The organism is Enterococcus sp. DIV1224 (assembly GCF_050555455.1).
GTDB lineage: Bacteria > Bacillota > Bacilli > Lactobacillales > Enterococcaceae > Enterococcus_B > Enterococcus_B lactis.
Map to the genome: position 1 here is coordinate 46,546 of NZ_CP187859.1, position 18,794 is coordinate 65,339.

An 18,794-nucleotide genomic window follows, 5' to 3' on the forward strand; every position below is an offset into this window, starting at 1 on the left:
TCAATCGTTGCCCTAGATAGAAATCGTTAGGATGTGAAAAAAAGGTGGTTCAAGAAAATATTGTCATAGAAATGCAGAATATTACCAAAGAATTTGGAACATTCAAGGCAAATGACAACATCAATTTACAAGTAAAGGCAGGAGAGATTCATGCGTTGCTTGGAGAAAACGGTGCTGGCAAATCTACATTGATGAACGTGCTTTCCGGATTATTAGAGCCGACATCAGGGAAAATTTTGATGCGTGGGAAAGAAGTACAGATCACAAGCCCGACAAAAGCCAATCAATTAGGGATTGGGATGGTCCATCAGCACTTTATGCTTGTTGATGCCTTTACTGTAACAGAAAACATCGTGTTGGGAAGCGAACCTAGTCGTGCAGGGATGCTTGACCATAAAAAAGCGCGAAAAGAGATCCAAAAAGTTTCTGAACAATATGGATTATCAGTCAACCCGGATGCTTATGTTCGTGATATTTCAGTTGGGATGGAACAACGGGTAGAAATTTTAAAAACACTTTACCGAGGAGCAGATGTACTGATTTTTGATGAGCCGACAGCTGTATTGACCCCTCAGGAAATTGATGAATTAATCGTGATCATGAAGGAATTAGTCAAAGAAGGCAAGTCAATCATTTTGATTACGCATAAGTTAGATGAAATCAAAGCAGTAGCTGACCGTTGTACAGTTATCCGCCGTGGAAAAGGAATCGGTACAGTCAACGTTAAAGACGTTACCTCACAGCAATTAGCTGATATGATGGTCGGAAGAACGGTTTCATTCAAAACGATGAAAAAAGAAGCGAAGCCTCAAGAAGTCGTTTTGTCTATTGAAAATCTAGTGGTGAAAGAAAATCGTGGATTAGAAGCCGTGAAAAACCTGAACTTAGAGGTTCGTGCTGGCGAAGTACTTGGTATCGCTGGAATCGATGGAAACGGGCAGTCGGAGTTGATCCAAGCTTTGACTGGTTTGCGAAAGGCAGAAAGCGGACATATCAAGCTAAAAGGGGAAGACATCACCAATAAAAAACCTCGAAAGATCACTGAACATGGTGTAGGACATGTGCCAGAAGACCGTCATAAATACGGGTTGGTCCTAGATATGACATTGTCTGAAAACATTGCACTGCAAACGTATCATCAAAAACCTTACAGTAAAAACGGTATGCTGAATTATTCAGTGATAAATGAACATGCCAGAGAATTGATCGAAGAATATGATGTTCGAACAACGAATGAACTTGTTCCTGCAAAAGCTTTATCAGGCGGAAATCAGCAAAAAGCAATCATCGCTCGGGAAGTCGACCGAGATCCTGATCTGTTGATCGTTGCAAATCCAACTCGTGGACTGGATGTAGGTGCGATCGAATTTATTCATAAACGTCTGATCGAACAAAGGGACAAATACAAAGCAGTGTTATTGATTAGTTTCGAATTAGAAGAAATTTTAAATGTTTCGGATCGTATTGCTGTTATCCATGAAGGAGAAATCGTCGGGATCGTTGATCCGAAAGAAACATCTGAAAATGAATTAGGTCTATTGATGGCGGGCTATACCTTAGAAGAAGCACGAAAAGAGTTAGAAAAGGGGGCTGGCGCACATGAATGATCGCAGCGAGAAATTCCGTAATTTATTAGTGCCTGTACTTTCAGTTGTTTTAGGATTAATCTTAGGCGCGATATTGATGGCTGCTTTTGGTTTTCAGCCCATCCAAGGTTATTCTTCTATGTTAGATGCAGCTCTTGGTTCGCAAAGAGGAATCGGTGAAACATTAAGGCAAGCAACGCCGTTGATTTTTACAGCATTAGGGTTTTCTGTAGCTAACTCAGCTGGGTTCTTCAATATCGGGCTTTCTGGACAAGCGCTTTGCGGATGGATCGTCAGTGTCTGGGTGGCACTTGCTTTTCCAGATCTTCCAAAAGTTGTTTTGCTTCCATTGTGCGTGATCCTAGGTGCCTTAGCAGGTGCGATGGCAGCGGCTGTTCCTGGGTTGCTACGAGCATTTTTTGGAACAAGTGAAGTGATCGTAACGATCATGATGAACTATATCTTATTATACGTAAGCACGTTTGCTTTACATGAAGTGATGCCTGAAAGCTACCGATCAAGTTTGGACTCTTCCAATATGATCAGTCAAAATGCATCGTTGCGGTTACCTTGGTTAACACAAGCTTTTGGCGGCTCTCGCGTAAACTCAGGTTTGTTTTTAGCAATCATCGCGCTTATTTTCGTTTGGCTATTGATGAAGAAAACGACTTTAGGATTTGAGATCCGTTCCGTTGGTTTGAATCCTTTTGCTTCTGAGTATGCAGGGATGAGTAGTAAACGTACGATCGTTTTGTCGATGGTCATTTCTGGCGCTTTGGCGGGGCTTGGCGGTGTGGTTGAAGGATTAGGAACGTATCAAAACTTCTTCGTTCAAACGACCTCGCTATCTATTGGATTTGACGGAATGGCTGTCTCCTTACTTGGATCTGGATCAGCAATCGGTATTCTTTTATCAGCGATTTTGTTCAGTATTTTGAAGATCGGCGGACTTGGCATGCAGACAGGAGCTGGTGTTCCGTTTGAGATCGTCAATGTATCGATTGCTCTGATTATCTTCTTTGTTGGGATCAATTTCTTGATTCGTTTCGTCATGGCTAAGTTCTTCCAAGGAAAAAAACAAGAAGAAATCGTTGCGACAATCGAAGCGAAGCCAACGTATCAAAACCATGAAGGAGGCGAACTATAATGTCGACTATCGAATTAATTGCCTTGATTCTTACTTCAACACTGGTTTATTCAACACCGTTAATTCTAACATCACTAGGCGGAACGTTTTCTGAACGCAGCGGGATCGTAAACGTAGGGTTAGAGGGAATCATGGTCATGGGTGCTTTTAGTTCCATCGTTTTCAACTTGACGATGAGCCCCTCACTTGGTTCCATGACGCCATGGATCGCTATTTTAGTGGGTGGCGTCGTAGGTATCCTATTTTCTTTGATCCACGCAGTAGCAACAGTCAGCTTGCGTGCTGACCATATCATCAGCGGTACAGTGATCAATCTGATGGCACCAGCTTTAGGTGTTTTCTTGATCAAAGCATGGTATGGGAAAGGTCAAACAGATAACATCACGCAGAATCTGGGATATTTCTCTTTCCCAGGTTTGGCAGATATTCCGGTCATTGGATCAATTTTCTTCAAAAATACATTCTTGCCTGCTTATTGTGCAATTTTGATTGCTGTCATTGCTTGGGTGATCATCTTCAAGACGAAATTCGGCTTACGCCTCCGTTCAGTTGGTGAAAACCCTCAAGCTGCCGATACATTAGGTATCAATGTATATGCTATGCGTTATTCAGGCGTGCTGATTTCAGGCTTGTTAGGCGGTATGGGCGGTGCTGTTTTTGCTCAGTCGATTTCCGGTAACTTTTCAGCTGGGACGATCGTCGGACAAGGGTTCATCTCCATGGCTGCTATGATCTTTGGTAAATGGAATCCTTTAGGCGCAATGGGTGCCTCACTGTTCTTTGGTTTTGCACAAAGCTTGAGTATCATCGGTGCACAATTACCAGTTATTTCTTCGATTCCACCAGTATTGCTGCAAATTGCTCCATATTTGCTGACAATCATTGTGTTGGTTGTTTTCTTAGGGAAAGCTTCTGGACCAAAAGCAAACGGGAAGAACTATATCAAATCAAAATAATCTTTTAGCGAATAAAAAGGGTGGGTTACGGGAAGTGTTTTTCGTCTCGCCCTTTTTGTTTTAAAGGTAATAAAAATAAAAAGAAAGAAGGAATAATCATGTTTAAACGCGTACATCTGATCGTCATGGATTCAGTAGGAATTGGAGAAGCACCAGATGCCGAGAAGTTCGGTGACGTTGGTTCTGATACATTAGGACACATTGCAAAAGAAGCAGGATTGAACATTCCGCATTTAGAGCAGCTTGGTTTGGGAACGATTCGTCCTCTTGAAGGTGTGGAATCAGTGAAAGATCATCAAGGCTATGCGACGAAATTAGAAGAAGTTTCTGTAGGGAAAGATACGATGACAGGCCATTGGGAAATCATGGGATTGAATATCAAGACGCCGTTTCGTGTGTTTCCGAACGGATTCCCTGATGATCTGATCAAACAAATCGAAGAGTTTTCTGGCCGTAAAGTCGTATGCAACAAACCATATAGTGGAACGGCTGTTATTGACGATTACGGTGAACACCAAATGAAAACGGGTGATTTAATCGTATATACTTCTGCTGATCCTGTCCTTCAGATCGCGGCACATGAAGAAATCATTCCTTTAGAAGAACTATACCGGGTTTGCCAATTCGTTCGTGATATAACAAAAGATGACCCGTACATGATTGGTCGAATCATTGCACGTCCATATGTCGGAGAACCAGGAGACTTCACACGAACAAGCAATCGTCATGATTATGCGTTGGATCCATTCGGACACACGGTCCTCGATTCTTTGAAAGAAGCAGGAAAAGACGTGATTGCTGTAGGAAAGATCAACGATATTTTCAATGGACAAGGAATCACTGAATCTGTCCGCACGAAAAGTAATATGGATGGCGTCGACCAGTTGCTGAACGTTATGAAAAAAGAGTTTACAGGTATCAGCTTTACCAATTTAGTAGATTTTGATGCATTATACGGTCATCGCCGGGATGTAGTCGGTTATGCGCATGCGATTGAAGAATTTGACTTGCGGATCCCAGAACTGCTTGAAGCCATGGAAGAAGACGACTTGCTAATGATTACAGCCGATCACGGAAACGATCCGACATTTACTGGTACCGATCATACGCGAGAATATGTACCGTTATTGGTCTACAGTAAAAAAATGAAAGAACAAGGGGCGTTGCCTCAAGGGTATTATTCTGATATCTCCGCAACGATTGCTGAGAACTTTAGTGTTTCTTCGACTGAAAATGGCGAAAGCTTCTTAAAATTATTAAAATAATCTTTTTAAAATAGGAGAAAGCAAATGACCAAGTTAAGCGAGATGTTACAAGAAACGACCCAGTTTATCCTTGATAAAGGAGTAAAAGAAATTGATTTTGGTTTGATCCTAGGTTCAGGATTAGGTGAATTAGCAGATGAAATCGAAGATGCTGTAATGATTTCTTATGATGAGATCCCGTTCTTTCCTGTTTCGACAGTAGTTGGACATGCAGGACAGCTGGTTTACGGATCTCTAGCAGGCAAAAAAGTGTTAGCCATGCAAGGAAGATTCCACTACTATGAAGGTCATTCCATGCAAACAGTGACCTATCCAGTACGTGTGATGGCCGGACTAGGTGCCCATTCAGTCATTGTGACCAACGCATGTGGCGGTGTCAATGAATCCTTCGTACCAGGAGATTTGATGCTGATTACCGATCACATCAATTTTACTGGTGAAAATCCTTTGATCGGCCCGAATGAAGATGAAATGGGTCCTAGATTCCCAGATATGAGTCAAGCATATACGCCTGACTATCAAGCAACAGCAAAAGCAGCAGCAGAAAAACTAGGTTTGGATCTTAAAGAAGGCGTATATATGGGCTACTCTGGCCCAACTTATGAAACGCCTGCTGAGATTCGGATGTCTCGGACAATAGGAGCCGATGCAGTAGGGATGTCGACTGTTCCAGAAGTCATCGTAGCAGCTCACAGCGGATTAAAAGTGTTAGGAATCTCTTGTATTACCAACTTAGCAGCAGGCATGCAAGCGAATCTGAGCCATGAAGAAGTTGTAGAAACAACTCAGAGAGTCAAACAATCTTTTAAAGCATTGGTTAAAGAAACATTGACATTATTGTAATAGGAGGAGCAACAAAATGAGTGTGCATATCGAAGCGAAAGAAGGCGAGATTGCCGATAAGATTTTACTTCCGGGAGACCCTTTGCGAGCTAAATATATTGCAGAGACTTTTTTAGAAGAACCAGTTTGCTACAATCAGGTCCGTGGTATGCTAGGCTTTACCGGCAAATATAAAGGCGAACGTATTTCTGTTCAAGGAACAGGGATGGGGATGCCATCAGCCACCATCTATGCCCATGAATTGATCCAGTCATATGGCGTAAAGAAATTGATCCGAGTAGGTACATGCGGGGCATTGTCAAAAGATGTCCATGTTCGTGATTTAGTACTAGCGCAAGGCGCAGCGACCAGCTCTTCGATGATCGAAAAAAATTTCCAAGCCTTTCATTTTCCGCCAATCAGTGATTTCAATCTATTACTGAAAGCATATGAGATAGCTAAAGAAAAGGGCTATACGGTTCATGTAGGAAATGTCCTTTCGGAAGATTCTTTCTACAAAGATGATTTGACAGAGACATTCCAATTAGCTGAACTTGGTGTCTTAGGAGTGGAAATGGAAGCAGCGGCTCTCTATTACTTAGGCGCGAAATACCATGTGCAGACATTAAGTTTGATGACCGTTAGCGACCATTTGATTACTGGGGAAGAAACAACAGCTGCAGAACGTCAATCGACATTCAATGAAATGATCGAAGTAGGATTGGAAACGGCGATTCAAGGGTAAAGTAATAGCTAAATAGCAAGAAAGTGTGACTGCCTAAACTTCTATTAATAGAAATTTGGCAGTCACATTTTTTTGCAGAAACTGTCTCACATAACCTGAAATCAATGACAACCGTTGCTTCAGTTACTTCGAGGGTCCTTCTAAAGTCAACCATTTGAATGTCTAAAATGTGAATCGATATTCCTTTTAAATTGCAGACGAATGGCACAATCTTAATCAAATAAAAAAGAACAGAAAGAAGCGAGTTACGCTCTTTCTGTTCCGAACTAGGCTACCAACAGGATGTGACAAATGAGTCATCTCCTGTTGGTGGCTTCGTCTAGATGAATACCTTAATCATTCAATTGCTCATGTGATGATGCTTGAAGAATGAAAAATTCAACTTAAATCAAGTCTGCATCAATAATAAGTGTTTCGAATAATACAGCGTGCTCAAGTGAGGTGCCTGATCCAGGACGTCCTGGTAGGCGATATACTTCTATTCGCTGTCCTGCTTTTCCAGGAATTCCGTGACGTACTTGAATATTACCATCAACTATTCTTGGAATGCTATAGTATGCTGTGCCGTCAAATGTTCCAAAACGATATCTTCCATCAATGTGAACGACCCATCTGTTTTGATTATTGTGAAAAAGTTCAGGTGTCAATGTTAAATAAGCAAATGCTTGAGAACCTTCTCGCCCTACAGACAACATGTTTGTTTCTGTTACGCCTGTTTCCACTTGGATATTGTCATATTTCGCCCAACCATTCCATGTAGAAGCAAATCGTATAAGGTATGTATTTTCATCGTCTGGAGTCGCAAAAGTAAGTTTGCCACGTTCCCAGTTCTCATTATTATGTTCACTGCGTTCTAATACATCAAAACCGACATCATGATTCATGATCCCTAATTCAACACGTCCTGGTGCTGATTCGCTTGCTGCAACATCATAACTAAATGTATACGTGGTACTTGGTTTTAATGTCACATATTGATGAACATTTTCACCATTTTTTGCTAAAGCAAAGTTATTTCCATTAACGGTTTGAAGTGTGGGATTATTTGGCTCTTGGCCACTAGTGATCCAATGATCAAACCCGTCATTAAAGTCACCATTATGGATATACAATTGTTGCTCAATGGCCTGTTTACTTGTACTAACGAAGTCAGTTGTTGATAGACTTGTTGCGAATGTCGAAACGGATCCTCCTAAACTTAAAAATACCATACCTGCTGCCATCACTGTTTTTAAATTACTTTTGATCATCTTGTATCTCCTCACTCTATATTTTTATTTTTTGATTTTGTTTGTAAGATGCAGCCGTGTAGTCTGTCTGTATCTCACAAATTAATCATAACCGAGAAAATAGCGGTCGTGTAAACACTTTTTTCTATATAACATTCATCATTAGAAAAAAATGATAAAATAAATAGTTTTATAAGGTTGACTTTTATCTAAACTTCATTTATTAGCAACATAAGAAAAGATGGAGAGTTGTGGTGATAGCTCATACAAATGAAAACTTCCTCTTAGAAACAGGATAAAAGAATGAAATTTAAATAAGTTTCTACAAAAAATGTTCGCTCCACATCTGAATGATTGTCAGACATTCTTTTTTCTCTCAATGCTACGCCTTCTCTCTTAATTTTTTGTTTATTCAAACAGTACTTACTATTATAATCATATAGTTATTACCCGTGGTGCTAGTTAATTTTTTCCTAGAGGAAAATGTCTAAACATGTTGGTAAATCAACAAAAAAACGCATATAGTAGTCTCAAAACTCCCAAGAAATGAGGACTACATATGCGTTCATCAAAATATACTGAACATTATACAGATACTTTTATAACATTCAAGGAAATTATGAGAACTGTTTCTAACATATACCACAATTGTGTACCAGATAAGATTAAAAACCGAAGAAATACTGATCAACTGAAGCAACGCGATACAGTGATTATTGCTTGTGTTATATGGGGCATAATTAATGGCTATACTAGCCAAAGAGCCACGTATAGAGCGGTTTGTTCCGTCTTATTTCCTAATGGTGACTTTCCTAGTAGGAGTCGATTCACTCGCTTAAGTTCAAACTTAGCTTACACTATCAAGATTATTCGATACTTTTTCATCAAGAAGCTCACCAAAGGTGAACTAGTCGGAATTATAGATAGTTTTCCTAGTCCATTATGTAAACCAGTTAGAAATAGACAAGCAAAACTATTGAATCAAATAGCCAAAGTTGGCTATAACTCAACAAAAAAATCTTATTTTTATGGTCTTAAAATTCATATGATCGTTACTAAGACTGGCTTTCCGATTACTTACTCAATCACGAATCCAGGTGTCCATGACGTGAAAGTGTTAGAGACTTTATCGGAAGAAGCGAATCTTCCCAATATCCTAGGGGACAAAGGATATATTAGCCATAAAATCCATGAAAAGCTTGCCCTTAAGGGCATTACTATATCCGTTCCGCCACGTAAAAACATGGATAAATCAGAAAAACTAGACCACAGCTTACTTGGAAAACAAAGAAAAACAGTTGAGACTGTTTTTTCTTCCTTAGAAAAATTAGGTTGTCAAAATTTCAACTCACGTTCTGTTAAAGGGCTAGAGAGTAGATTTGACAGCATATTACTGGCTTACAGTGTTCTATTAAGTCGAGCACAACGACGTTTTGAAGGAACTTTGAGATATTCTTTAGGATATTAAAATTAACTAGCACCACGGGTAGTTATTATGTAAATTGATGTCATTCGCATTAGATAGCCAAGACTACCGTCTTCCAATATCTAAAAAAACAGCCCCTTCATCTCTTACAATAATAGGAGGTGAGAGGGCTGTCTTATTTACAATAGAGTATCTATTATAGGTAGTATTTTTTAGCCACTGTTAAGTCATCATTTAATTCATAAACAAGTGGTTGACCTGTTGGGATTTCAAGATCCATGATGTCTTCGTCAGAGATACCTTCGATATGTTTAGCTAGAGCGCGTAATGAGTTACCGTGTGCAGCTACTAAAACAGTTTTGTTGTCTAGTAATGCTGGAGCAATTTTATCTTGCCAGAATGGCAAAGCACGTTCTAATGTCACTTTCAAGTTTTCGCCACCAGGAATATCGCGTTTGTCTAACATTGCGTAACGACGGTCGTTTGCTGCAGAACCTTCGTCAGTTTCTTCCATTAATGGAGGAAGAGTATCGTAAGAACGACGCCAGATGTGTACTTGTTCGTCGCCGTATTTTTCAGCTGTTTCTTTTTTGTTCAAACCTTGTAATTTACCATAGTGACGTTCGTTCAAGCGCCATGATTTGATTTGTGGTACCCAAAGTTGATCTGAATATTCTAAGATCAAGTTACATGTTTTGATTGCACGAGTTAAAACAGAAGTATAGGCAACATCAAATTCGATTCCAGCTTCTTTGATTTTGCGTCCGCCTTCTTTTGCTTCTTCGATTCCTTCTGGTGCTAGGTTTACATCAGCCCAACCAGTAAATTGGTTCAATGCATTCCATTCACTAAGACCGTGACGAGAAAAAACTAATTTTGGCATGTTTAGCTCTCCTTTAAGATAGGTTTATATTTCTGAAAATTTCAGTTCTGTTTTATTGTACAATTTTTTGGAAGAGATTTCCATCGAAAAATTGGATAAGATTCTATGAGAAAACGAGTAGAGAAGATAAAAAAACGAACAGCTGCGAAAGCACTGTTCGTTTTTAGGCATTAGATGCATAATTGCTCGATTTCTTTTTCAGGCAAATTGATATATTTATAACATGTTCCAACTGAAACACCGCATTTTGAAGAAATAAATTGGATTGTTTCTTTTTTTTCGTAATAGAGACGTCGGATTTTTTTGATCGTTTTTGCATCGATTTTTGGTCTTCCGCCGATTTTTCCTTTTTTACGAGCTTCATCTAATCCAACTAATGTACGTTCTTTGATCAATGCGCACTCCATGTTTGCCAGGTTTTCCATCAATTGGAAATAGATTTTCCCCATTTCGCGCGTATCGATTCCTTCATCAATGCTAATCAAGTGCAGCCCGCGGTCTTTGAATAATTGTGTAAGTTCTGTTAATTGCCGTGTAGATTTGCCCAATCGATGAAGTTGGCAGACGACTAGTGCATCGCCTTGCTGCATGTCAGCAATCACTGACTCCAAATGAACAGCAGTAGCATCGTTTTGTTCCACTTCATATGTCTCATGGAAAATTTCTTGACAACCAAAGTCAGATAATTGTTCAACCTGAGTTGTTAAATCAACATCATTTATGGTTGTGCGTGCATAACCAATGATTTTCATGGTGATTCCTTTCTAGCAGTGATTTTCTAACTGGATATAACAGTAAAAATGTAGCATAAAGTACGTCAAAAAGATAGTTTTTTCGCAAATTTTCCGCTGTCTTTTTTTATTGGATGATCAAGCAGTTTTTCTTTATTTATGGCGGATGGCATCAAGAATCTCAACACCTTTTTCTGAGCCAACAACAACTTTTGAAACCATATTTAGGAAAAGTCCATGTTCGACTACCCCAACAAGTTCATCTAAATAGGTAGCTAAGCTTTCTGGTTGTTCAATAACTTCTAGATGCAGATCAATGATATAATGACCACCATCTGTGGTTAGGACTTCGCCGTTTTCGTCTGTACGCAAAACAGGTTGGAATCCTTTTTCGTCAAAAATACGAAGTAGCTGTTGGGAGCCATAAGGGATGACTTCAACTGGGAGTGGGAACTTCCCAAGTTTATGGACTAATTTAGAAGAATCAACGATCCAAATCGTTTCTTTTGAGTACGTAGCGACTATTTTCTCGAAAAGCAAAGCAGCACCGCCGCCTTTTATCCCTTGAAAATCAGCACTGATTTCATCAGCACCATCTATCGTCAGATCGACTACTGGGACTTCATCGATACTCTTTAGCGGTATTCCTAATTTTTCCGCTTGTTCTTTTGTCGCATTTGAAGTAGTGACTCCTGTGATACGTAATCCTTCTTCACGCATACGGCGACCAATCTCTTCTACCATATAATAGGCGGTTGAACCGGTCCCGAGACCAACGATCATCCCGTCCTTTACGAATTTCGCGGCTTCAATGCCAGCTAATTGTTTTAAATTCATCTTTGCATCCACCTTTTTTTAGTTTGAGCTTCGTGCTTTCCTCACTATTTTAGCGTGATTTACGGCAAAAAGATACCATTCTTTTTTATTGCAATAAAGCTTTTTCAAAAAAAATTGCATCTCTTGTTGACATGTTTTTTCATTCGTGATATTCTAACAAAGGTGCTTTATCTACAGGTTTCTGTGAAGAAACGTGCTGACTGTTTATCAAAGCATATTTGATAAGGATGCAGACATTGCATTTATTTTTTATCGCAAAAAAAGAACCACCTGGATGTGTGGAACTAGACGCAAATCGTGGGAAGGAGGAAACAAGGAATGCCTACAATTAACCAATTAGTACGTAAACCTCGTAAATCAAAGGTGGAAAAATCTAATTCACCTGCTTTGAACAAAGGATATAACAGCTTTAAGAAAACTCAAACTAACGTAAACTCACCTCAAAAACGTGGGGTAGCAACTCGTGTGGGTACAATGACACCTAAAAAACCGAACTCAGCTTTACGTAAATATGCACGTGTTCGTTTGTCAAACTTAATTGAAGTTACTGCTTATATCCCAGGGATTGGTCATAACTTACAAGAACACAGTGTTGTATTATTACGCGGTGGTCGTGTAAAAGACTTACCAGGGGTACGTTACCATATCGTTCGCGGTGCTTTAGATACTGCTGGTGTTAACGACCGTAAACAAAGCCGTTCTAAATACGGAACTAAAAAACCTAAAGCTTAATTTTAATTATTAAACAAATGAAACTTGCTTCTATTATATAGAAGTAATTACTATGAACAATATTTCGGAAGGAGGAGTTACGGATGCCACGTAAAGGTCCTGTTGCAAAACGTGATGTTTTACCAGATCCTATTTATAACTCAAAATTAGTAACTCGCTTGATCAACCGTGTAATGGTTGACGGAAAACGCGGGATTGCAGCTAACATTATCTATAATGCCTTTGATTTGATCAAAGAATCTACAGGTAACGATCCATTAGAAGTGTTTGAACAAGCAATGAAAAACGTTCAACCTGTTCTTGAAGTTAAAGCACGTCGTGTTGGGGGTTCAAACTACCAAGTACCAGTTGAAGTTCGCCCTGAACGCCGCGTTACTCTAGGTCTTCGTTGGGTAGTAAACTACGCTCGCTTGCGCGGTGAACACACAATGGAAGAACGCTTAGCAAAAGAAATCATGGATGCTGCAAACAACACAGGTGCTTCTGTTAAAAAACGTGAAGACACTCATAAAATGGCTGATGCCAACCGTGCGTTTGCTCACTATCGCTGGTAAGATTCTCTCTGTTTGGTCGACTTTTATAAGTCGACCTCAGATAGTGTCCTTATTTTTAGCAACTAGATAGTAAAGAGAGGAGAAACAAGGAGAATGACCAGAGAATTTTCTTTACAAAACACTCGTAATATCGGTATCATGGCCCACATCGATGCTGGTAAAACGACTGCTACTGAACGTATCTTGTACTATACTGGTAAAATCCACAAAATTGGTGAAACTCATGAAGGAGCTTCACAAATGGACTGGATGGAACAAGAACAAGAACGTGGTATTACGATCACTTCTGCTGCTACTACAGCACAATGGAAGGGTCATCGAATCAACATCATCGACACACCAGGACACGTAGACTTCACAGTTGAAGTTGAACGTTCATTGCGTGTACTTGATGGTGCTGTAACTGTTCTTGATGCACAATCAGGTGTTGAACCTCAAACTGAAACAGTTTGGCGTCAAGCAACAACTTACGGTGTACCTCGTATCGTATTTGCAAACAAAATGGACAAGATCGGTGCTGACTTCTTATATTCAGTATCAACTTTACATGACCGTTTGCAAGCAAACGCTCACCCAATCCAATTACCAATTGGTGCGGAAGACGACTTCACAGGAATTATCGACCTTGTAACAATGAAGGCTGAAATGTATACAAACGATCTTGGAACAGAGATCGAAGAAACAGAAATTCCTGAAGAATACCGCGAATTAGCTGAAGAATGGCGCGAAAAATTGGTTGAAGCTGTAGCTGAAACTGATGAAGAACTTACTTTGAAATACTTAGAAGGTGAAGAAATCACTGAAGCTGAGTTAAAAGAAGGTATCCGCCGCGCAACAGTTAACGTAGAATTCTACCCAGTACTATGTGGTTCAGCATTTAAGAACAAAGGGGTTCAATTACTATTGGACGCTGTTCTTGATTACTTGCCATCACCGTTAGATATCCCAGCTATCAAAGGGATTGACCCTAAAACTGATGAAGAAGTAGAACGTCCTGCAGACGATAGCGCTCCTTTCTCAGCTTTAGCATTTAAAGTTATGACTGACCCATTCGTAGGCCGTTTAACTTTCTTCCGTGTGTACTCTGGTGTTTTAAAATCAGGTTCATACGTACAAAACGCAACAAAAGGCAAACGCGAACGTGTTGGTCGTATCTTACAGATGCATGCCAACTCTCGTTCAGAAATCTCTGAAGTTTACGCTGGAGATATCGCTGCTGCTGTTGGTTTGAAAGACACAACTACTGGGGACACACTATGTGATGAAAAGAATCTAGTTATTCTTGAATCAATGGAATTCCCAGAACCAGTTATCCAAGTCGCTATTGAACCTAAATCAAAAGCTGACCAAGATAAAATGGGTGTGGCTTTACAAAAACTATCTGAAGAAGATCCTACTTTCCGTGCTGAAACAAACGTGGAAACAGGCGAAACAATCATCGCTGGTATGGGTGAACTTCACTTAGATATCATCGTTGACCGTATGCGTCGTGAATTCAAAGTTGAAGCTAACGTAGGTGCGCCTCAAGTATCTTACCGTGAAACTTTCCGTGCTGGCACTCAAGCCGAAGGTAAGTTTGTACGTCAGTCTGGTGGTAAAGGTCAATACGGTCACGTATGGATCGAATTTACACCAAACGAAGAAGGTGCTGGTTTCGAATTTGAAAATGCGATCGTCGGTGGGGTTGTTCCTCGTGAATACATTCCAGCTGTTGAAGCTGGTTTGAAAGATGCTATGGAAAATGGTGTCTTAGCTGGCTATCCATTAGTAGATATCAAAGCTAAACTTTACGATGGTTCATACCATGATGTCGATTCAAATGAAACTGCCTTCCGTGTTGCTGCTTCTATGGCATTACGTGCAGCAGCTAAGAAAGCTAATCCAGTAATCCTTGAACCAATCATGGCTGTAGAAGTTGTTATCCCTGAAGATTACTTAGGTGATGTTATGGGCCACGTAACTGCTCGTCGTGGACGTGTTGAAGGTATGGAAGCTCGCGCTGGCGGCCAACAAGTTGTTCGTGCGATGGTTCCACTTGCTGAAATGTTTGGTTATGCTACAACTCTTCGTTCTGCTACTCAAGGTCGTGGTACATTTACAATGACATTTGACCACTACGAAGATGTACCAAAATCAGTACAAGAAGAAATCATTAAGAAAAACGGCGGAAAAGCTGAATAATTTCTTAAAACCGGATAGTCCTGCAAAGAGATTATCCAAAGAGACTATATTTTTAATATAGTTTCGTGTAAAATAATTATCGATGATATGGGCATGTGGTGTACCTTGTGTACATCATATACCTATCAGACAAATAAAAAATATATTGTATTTTTAGGAGGACATTTTAAAATGGCAAAAGAAAAATTTGACCGTTCTAAACCACACGTTAACATTGGTACTATCGGACACGTTGACCATGGTAAAACTACATTAACAGCTGCAATCACAACTGTACTATCTAAGAAAAACGGCGGCCAAGCTATGGCTTACGATCAAATCGATGGTGCTCCAGAAGAACGCGAACGCGGAATTACAATCTCAACAGCTCACGTTGAGTATGAAACAGATACACGCCACTACGCTCACGTTGACTGCCCAGGACACGCGGACTACGTTAAAAACATGATCACTGGTGCTGCTCAAATGGACGGAGCTATCTTGGTAGTTTCTGCTGCTGATGGCCCAATGCCTCAAACTCGTGAACACATCCTATTGTCTCGTCAAGTTGGTGTTCCTTACATCGTTGTATTCTTGAACAAAGTAGACATGGTTGATGACGAAGAATTACTAGAATTAGTTGAAATGGAAGTTCGTGACCTATTAACAGAATACGAATTCCCTGGTGACGATGTTCCTGTAGTTGCTGGATCAGCTTTGAAAGCTTTAGAAGGCGACGCTTCATACGAAGAAAAAATTCTTGAATTGATGGCTGCAGTTGACGAATACATCCCAACTCCAGAACGTGACAACGACAAACCATTCATGATGCCAGTTGAAGACGTGTTCTCAATCACTGGACGTGGGACTGTTGCTACAGGTCGTGTTGAACGTGGACAAGTTCGCGTTGGTGACGAAGTTGAAGTTGTTGGTATTGCTGAAGAAACTTCAAAAACAACAGTTACTGGTGTTGAAATGTTCCGTAAATTGTTAGACTACGCTGAAGCTGGAGACAACATTGGTGCTTTACTACGTGGTGTTGCACGTGAAGACATCCAACGTGGACAAGTTTTAGCTAAACCAGGTACAATCACACCTCATACAAAATTCTCTGCAGAAGTATATGTGTTGACAAAAGAAGAAGGTGGACGTCATACTCCATTCTTCACTAACTACCGTCCACAATTCTACTTCCGTACAACTGACGTAACAGGTGTTGTTGAATTACCAGAAGGAACTGAAATGGTTATGCCTGGCGACAACGTAACAATGGAAGTTGAATTAATCCACCCAATCGCTATCGAAAACGGTACTAAATTCTCAATCCGTGAAGGCGGACGTACAGTTGGTGCCGGTGTCGTTACAGAAATCAAAGCTTAATTGAATTAAGCAAAACTAAGCAACATTTATTCGGACGTAATCGCTCGGAATGAAGATCTCAGGATCTTTGTTTCCGAGCTTTTTTATTTATTGCAGGATCAGGAAAGAAAAGACAGGGTATTATAATAGAAGGAACGCGAAATAAAAGAATCAGTATTTTCTAAATGAAACTTTATGAAAACAAAATGTTTTTTACAAGAAAAAGCCTTGCGTTGTGAGTTTATATATATTATAATGACAAAGGTGCGTTTACTTTAGTGAATTGCACAGACGTAATCAGAATGATTTCGTCGGCTAAGAAACGAGAGGTTGCGACACGCCCGGACGCTTTGCCACGAACGAGCGTGACGGAAATTTTCGTGGAGCTATGTCTACTTTTCAAAATAGGCGAAGGAGGGAACAAGATGGCAAAACAAAAAATTCGTATCCGTTTAAAAGCGTATGAACACCGTATTTTAGATCAATCAGCGGATAAAATCGTGGAAACTGCAAAAAGAACTGGAGCTAGCGTGTCTGGTCCAATTCCATTACCAACTGAACGCAGTCTTTACACAATCATTCGTGCGACTCATAAATACAAAGATTCACGCGAACAATTCGAAATGCGTACACACAAACGTCTTATCGACATTGTGAACCCAACACCAAAAACTGTTGATGCTTTGATGAAGCTAGACTTACCATCTGGTGTAAACATCGAAATCAAATTATAAAACTAAAACAAAAATAATGGAGGTGTACTCATGACCAAAGGAATCTTAGGGAAAAAAGTGGGAATGACACAAATCTTCACTGAATCTGGTGAATTAATTCCAGTTACTGTTGTAGAAGCTACGCCAAACGTAGTACTACAAGTGAAAACAATGGAAACGGATGGCTACGAAGCTATTCAAGTTGGTTACCAAGATATGCGTGAAGTTTTATCAAACAAACCTGCGAAAGGTCATGTTGCAAAAGCAAACACGGCTCCTAAGCGCTTCATTCGTGAATTCAAAAATGTTGAGCTAGGAGAATATGAAGTAGGAAAAGAAATTACAGTAGATGTTTTCCAAGCAGGAGACATTATTGATGTAACAGGTACTACGAAAGGTAAAGGATTCCAAGGGGTTATCAAACGCCACGGACAAAGCCGCGGACCAATGGCTCACGGTTCTCGTTACCATCGTCGTCCTGGGTCAATGGGTCCAGTTGCACCTAACCGTGTATTCAAAAACAAACGTCTTGCTGGCCGTATGGGTGGCAACCGCGTAACTATCCAAAACTTGGAAGTTGTACGTGTAGATGCAGAAAGAAATGTTATCTTGATCAAAGGTAATGTTCCTGGAGCGAAAAAATCTTTAATCACTATCAAATCAGCTGTGAAAGCTAAATAATTGTAGGAAGAAAGGAGGAACTAAGGAATGCCGAATGTAGCATTATTCAAACAAGATGGAAGCCAAAACGGTGAAATCACACTTAACGAAGAAATCTTCGGAATTGAACCTAATGAAAGTGTTGTTTACGATGCAATCGTAATGCAACGTGCGTCATTAAGACAAGGAACACACGCGGTTAAAAACCGTAGCGCTGTTCGTGGCGGTGGACGTAAACCATGGCGTCAAAAAGGAACAGGTCGTGCACGTCAAGGATCTATCCGCTCACCACAATGGCGTGGAGGTGGCGTAGTCTTTGGACCAACACCACGTTCTTACAGCTACAAACTTCCTAAAAAAGTTCGTCGTTTAGCAATGAAATCTGTATTGTCAGAAAAAGTTGCTGAAAACAACTTGGTAGCAATCGAAGGCTTGAACTTCGACGCACCAAAAACAAAAGAATTCAAACAAGTTCTTGCTAACTTATCTATCGACTCTAAAGTATTGGTTGTTCTAGAAAAAGGTAACGACTTTGCTGCTTTATCAGCACGTAACTTACCAAACGTTTCTGTAGTAACTTCTGATAATGTGAGTGTGCTAGACGTTGTATCAAATACAAAAGTGTTAGCAACACAAACTGCTCTTACTCAAATTGAGGAGGTGCTTGCATAATGAACTTACTAGACGTAATCAAACGCCCAGTGATCACTGAAAAATCAATGCTTGCCATGGATGACAAGAAATACACTTTTGAAGTGGACACTCGCGCAAACAAAACTTTAGTAAAACAAGCGGTAGAAGCTGCTTTTGACGTTAAAGTCAAAAACGTGAACATCGTGAACGTACGTGCGAAATTCAAACGTATGGGCAAATATGCAGGATATACAAAAAAACGTCGCAAAGCGATCGTTACATTGACTGAAGATTCAAAAGAAATCCAATTATTCGAAGCTGCTGAATAAGCACTAATAGATAACTCATTAAATTAG

The 18,794-nt window shown here is 40.1% G+C and carries 19 protein-coding genes; 15 read left to right on the forward strand and 4 right to left on the reverse strand.

What is annotated here, in order from left to right; translation table 11 throughout:
- The first annotated feature begins 44 nt into the window (after positions 1-44).
- From IGK53_RS00205 to deoD, 6 genes are all read left to right on the forward strand, one after another.
- A complete protein-coding gene (locus IGK53_RS00205) occupies positions 45-1,607 on the forward strand; it encodes an ABC transporter ATP-binding protein (RefSeq protein WP_002291113.1) in 1,563 nt (520 codons plus the stop codon).
- Positions 1,600-2,733, forward strand: a complete 1,134-nt coding sequence (locus IGK53_RS00210) for an ABC transporter permease (RefSeq protein WP_002329762.1) — start codon at positions 1,600-1,602, stop codon at positions 2,731-2,733. Before IGK53_RS00205 ends, IGK53_RS00210 begins: the two co-directional genes overlap by 8 nt.
- Complete coding sequence (locus IGK53_RS00215) at positions 2,733-3,689, forward strand: ABC transporter permease (RefSeq protein ID WP_002291116.1); 957 nt, start codon at positions 2,733-2,735, stop codon at positions 3,687-3,689. The genes IGK53_RS00210 and IGK53_RS00215 overlap by 1 nt, the downstream gene beginning before the upstream one ends.
- A gap of 98 nt (positions 3,690-3,787) precedes the next feature.
- A complete protein-coding gene (gene deoB / locus IGK53_RS00220) occupies positions 3,788-4,954 on the forward strand; it encodes a phosphopentomutase (protein WP_002291118.1) in 1,167 nt (388 codons plus the stop codon).
- A gap of 24 nt (positions 4,955-4,978) precedes the next feature.
- Positions 4,979-5,797, forward strand: a complete 819-nt coding sequence (locus tag IGK53_RS00225; RefSeq protein WP_002291120.1) for a purine-nucleoside phosphorylase — start codon at positions 4,979-4,981, stop codon at positions 5,795-5,797.
- 16 nt (positions 5,798-5,813) lie between these two features.
- Positions 5,814-6,521 (forward strand): purine-nucleoside phosphorylase, encoded by a 708-nt coding sequence (gene deoD, locus IGK53_RS00230; RefSeq protein ID WP_002291121.1) that lies wholly within the window; start codon positions 5,814-5,816, stop codon positions 6,519-6,521.
- Between the two features lie 383 nt (positions 6,522-6,904).
- Here deoD and IGK53_RS00235 read toward each other — a convergent pair whose 3' ends face one another.
- Complete coding sequence (locus IGK53_RS00235; RefSeq protein WP_430604849.1) at positions 6,905-7,771, reverse strand: carbohydrate binding domain-containing protein; 867 nt, start codon at positions 7,769-7,771, stop codon at positions 6,905-6,907.
- 538 nt (positions 7,772-8,309) lie between these two features.
- On the opposite strand from IGK53_RS00235, the gene IGK53_RS00240 reads away from it, so the two are divergent.
- Entirely contained in the window at positions 8,310-9,218 is a 909-nt protein-coding gene (locus IGK53_RS00240) for an IS982-like element ISEfm1 family transposase (protein WP_002329247.1), read from the forward strand.
- Positions 9,219-9,372: 154 nt separating this feature from the next.
- Here the strand turns inward: IGK53_RS00240 and gpmA are convergent, their stop codons facing one another.
- The 3 genes from gpmA to rpiA form a co-directional block, all read right to left on the reverse strand.
- Positions 9,373-10,059 carry a 2,3-diphosphoglycerate-dependent phosphoglycerate mutase gene (gene gpmA / locus IGK53_RS00245; protein ID WP_002290434.1) on the reverse strand — a complete coding sequence of 229 codons (687 nt, stop codon included), beginning with the start codon at positions 10,057-10,059 and terminating at the stop codon, positions 9,373-9,375.
- Positions 10,060-10,229: 170 nt separating this feature from the next.
- Positions 10,230-10,811 (reverse strand): recombinase family protein, encoded by a 582-nt coding sequence (locus IGK53_RS00250; protein ID WP_002290435.1) that lies wholly within the window; start codon positions 10,809-10,811, stop codon positions 10,230-10,232.
- Positions 10,812-10,943: 132 nt separating this feature from the next.
- Entirely contained in the window at positions 10,944-11,627 is a 684-nt protein-coding gene (gene rpiA / locus IGK53_RS00255; RefSeq protein WP_002290438.1) for a ribose-5-phosphate isomerase RpiA, read from the reverse strand.
- Between the two features lie 318 nt (positions 11,628-11,945).
- Between rpiA and rpsL the strand changes: the two genes are divergently transcribed.
- From rpsL to rplW, 8 genes are all read left to right on the forward strand, one after another.
- On the forward strand, positions 11,946-12,359 hold the full coding sequence (gene rpsL, locus IGK53_RS00260; protein ID WP_002294318.1) for a 30S ribosomal protein S12: 414 nt from the start codon (positions 11,946-11,948) through the stop codon (positions 12,357-12,359).
- An 83-nt stretch (positions 12,360-12,442) separates the two neighbouring features.
- Positions 12,443-12,913: a 30S ribosomal protein S7 gene (gene rpsG / locus IGK53_RS00265; RefSeq protein ID WP_002290440.1), complete on the forward strand. Its 471-nt coding sequence runs from the start codon at positions 12,443-12,445 to the stop codon at positions 12,911-12,913.
- 93 nt (positions 12,914-13,006) lie between these two features.
- Positions 13,007-15,094, forward strand: coding sequence for an elongation factor G (fusA, locus tag IGK53_RS00270; RefSeq protein WP_002290441.1), 2,088 nt, complete (start codon positions 13,007-13,009; stop codon positions 15,092-15,094).
- Between the two features lie 171 nt (positions 15,095-15,265).
- Positions 15,266-16,453: an elongation factor Tu gene (tuf, locus tag IGK53_RS00275; protein ID WP_002290442.1), complete on the forward strand. Its 1,188-nt coding sequence runs from the start codon at positions 15,266-15,268 to the stop codon at positions 16,451-16,453.
- 404 nt (positions 16,454-16,857) lie between these two features.
- Positions 16,858-17,166 carry a 30S ribosomal protein S10 gene (rpsJ, locus tag IGK53_RS00280; RefSeq protein ID WP_002290443.1) on the forward strand — a complete coding sequence of 103 codons (309 nt, stop codon included), beginning with the start codon at positions 16,858-16,860 and terminating at the stop codon, positions 17,164-17,166.
- A 30-nt stretch (positions 17,167-17,196) separates the two neighbouring features.
- The gene (gene rplC / locus IGK53_RS00285) at positions 17,197-17,826 is read left to right on the forward strand and encodes a 50S ribosomal protein L3 (RefSeq protein WP_002290445.1); all 630 of its coding nucleotides are present in this window, start codon (positions 17,197-17,199) and stop codon (positions 17,824-17,826) included.
- 27 nt (positions 17,827-17,853) lie between these two features.
- On the forward strand, positions 17,854-18,477 hold the full coding sequence (gene rplD / locus IGK53_RS00290) for a 50S ribosomal protein L4 (RefSeq protein ID WP_002290446.1): 624 nt from the start codon (positions 17,854-17,856) through the stop codon (positions 18,475-18,477).
- On the forward strand, positions 18,477-18,767 hold the full coding sequence (rplW, locus tag IGK53_RS00295) for a 50S ribosomal protein L23 (protein ID WP_002290449.1): 291 nt from the start codon (positions 18,477-18,479) through the stop codon (positions 18,765-18,767). Before rplD ends, rplW begins: the two co-directional genes overlap by 1 nt.
- Positions 18,768-18,794: the final 27 nt, after the last annotated feature.

Excerpts from the sequence above, each read along its gene's own strand:
- IGK53_RS00210 (WP_002329762.1), top strand. The coding sequence starts at position 1,600 with ATGAATGATCGCAGCGAGAAATTCCGTAATTTATTAGTGCCTGTACTT.
- IGK53_RS00215 (WP_002291116.1), top strand. The coding sequence starts at position 2,733 with ATGTCGACTATCGAATTAATTGCCTTGATTCTTACTTCAACACTGGTT.
- deoB (WP_002291118.1), top strand. The coding sequence starts at position 3,788 with ATGTTTAAACGCGTACATCTGATCGTCATGGATTCAGTAGGAATTGGA.
- IGK53_RS00225 (WP_002291120.1), top strand. The coding sequence starts at position 4,979 with ATGACCAAGTTAAGCGAGATGTTACAAGAAACGACCCAGTTTATCCTT.
- deoD (WP_002291121.1), top strand. The coding sequence starts at position 5,814 with ATGAGTGTGCATATCGAAGCGAAAGAAGGCGAGATTGCCGATAAGATT.
- IGK53_RS00235 (WP_430604849.1), bottom strand. The coding sequence starts at position 7,771 with ATGATCAAAAGTAATTTAAAAACAGTGATGGCAGCAGGTATGGTATTT.
- IGK53_RS00240 (WP_002329247.1), top strand. The coding sequence starts at position 8,310 with ATGCGTTCATCAAAATATACTGAACATTATACAGATACTTTTATAACA.
- gpmA (WP_002290434.1), bottom strand. The coding sequence starts at position 10,059 with ATGCCAAAATTAGTTTTTTCTCGTCACGGTCTTAGTGAATGGAATGCA.
- IGK53_RS00250 (WP_002290435.1), bottom strand. The coding sequence starts at position 10,811 with ATGAAAATCATTGGTTATGCACGCACAACCATAAATGATGTTGATTTA.
- rpiA (WP_002290438.1), bottom strand. The coding sequence starts at position 11,627 with ATGAATTTAAAACAATTAGCTGGCATTGAAGCCGCGAAATTCGTAAAG.
- rpsL (WP_002294318.1), top strand. The coding sequence starts at position 11,946 with ATGCCTACAATTAACCAATTAGTACGTAAACCTCGTAAATCAAAGGTG.
- rpsG (WP_002290440.1), top strand. The coding sequence starts at position 12,443 with ATGCCACGTAAAGGTCCTGTTGCAAAACGTGATGTTTTACCAGATCCT.
- fusA (WP_002290441.1), top strand. The coding sequence starts at position 13,007 with ATGACCAGAGAATTTTCTTTACAAAACACTCGTAATATCGGTATCATG.
- tuf (WP_002290442.1), top strand. The coding sequence starts at position 15,266 with ATGGCAAAAGAAAAATTTGACCGTTCTAAACCACACGTTAACATTGGT.
- rpsJ (WP_002290443.1), top strand. The coding sequence starts at position 16,858 with ATGGCAAAACAAAAAATTCGTATCCGTTTAAAAGCGTATGAACACCGT.
- rplC (WP_002290445.1), top strand. The coding sequence starts at position 17,197 with ATGACCAAAGGAATCTTAGGGAAAAAAGTGGGAATGACACAAATCTTC.
- rplD (WP_002290446.1), top strand. The coding sequence starts at position 17,854 with ATGCCGAATGTAGCATTATTCAAACAAGATGGAAGCCAAAACGGTGAA.
- rplW (WP_002290449.1), top strand. The coding sequence starts at position 18,477 with ATGAACTTACTAGACGTAATCAAACGCCCAGTGATCACTGAAAAATCA.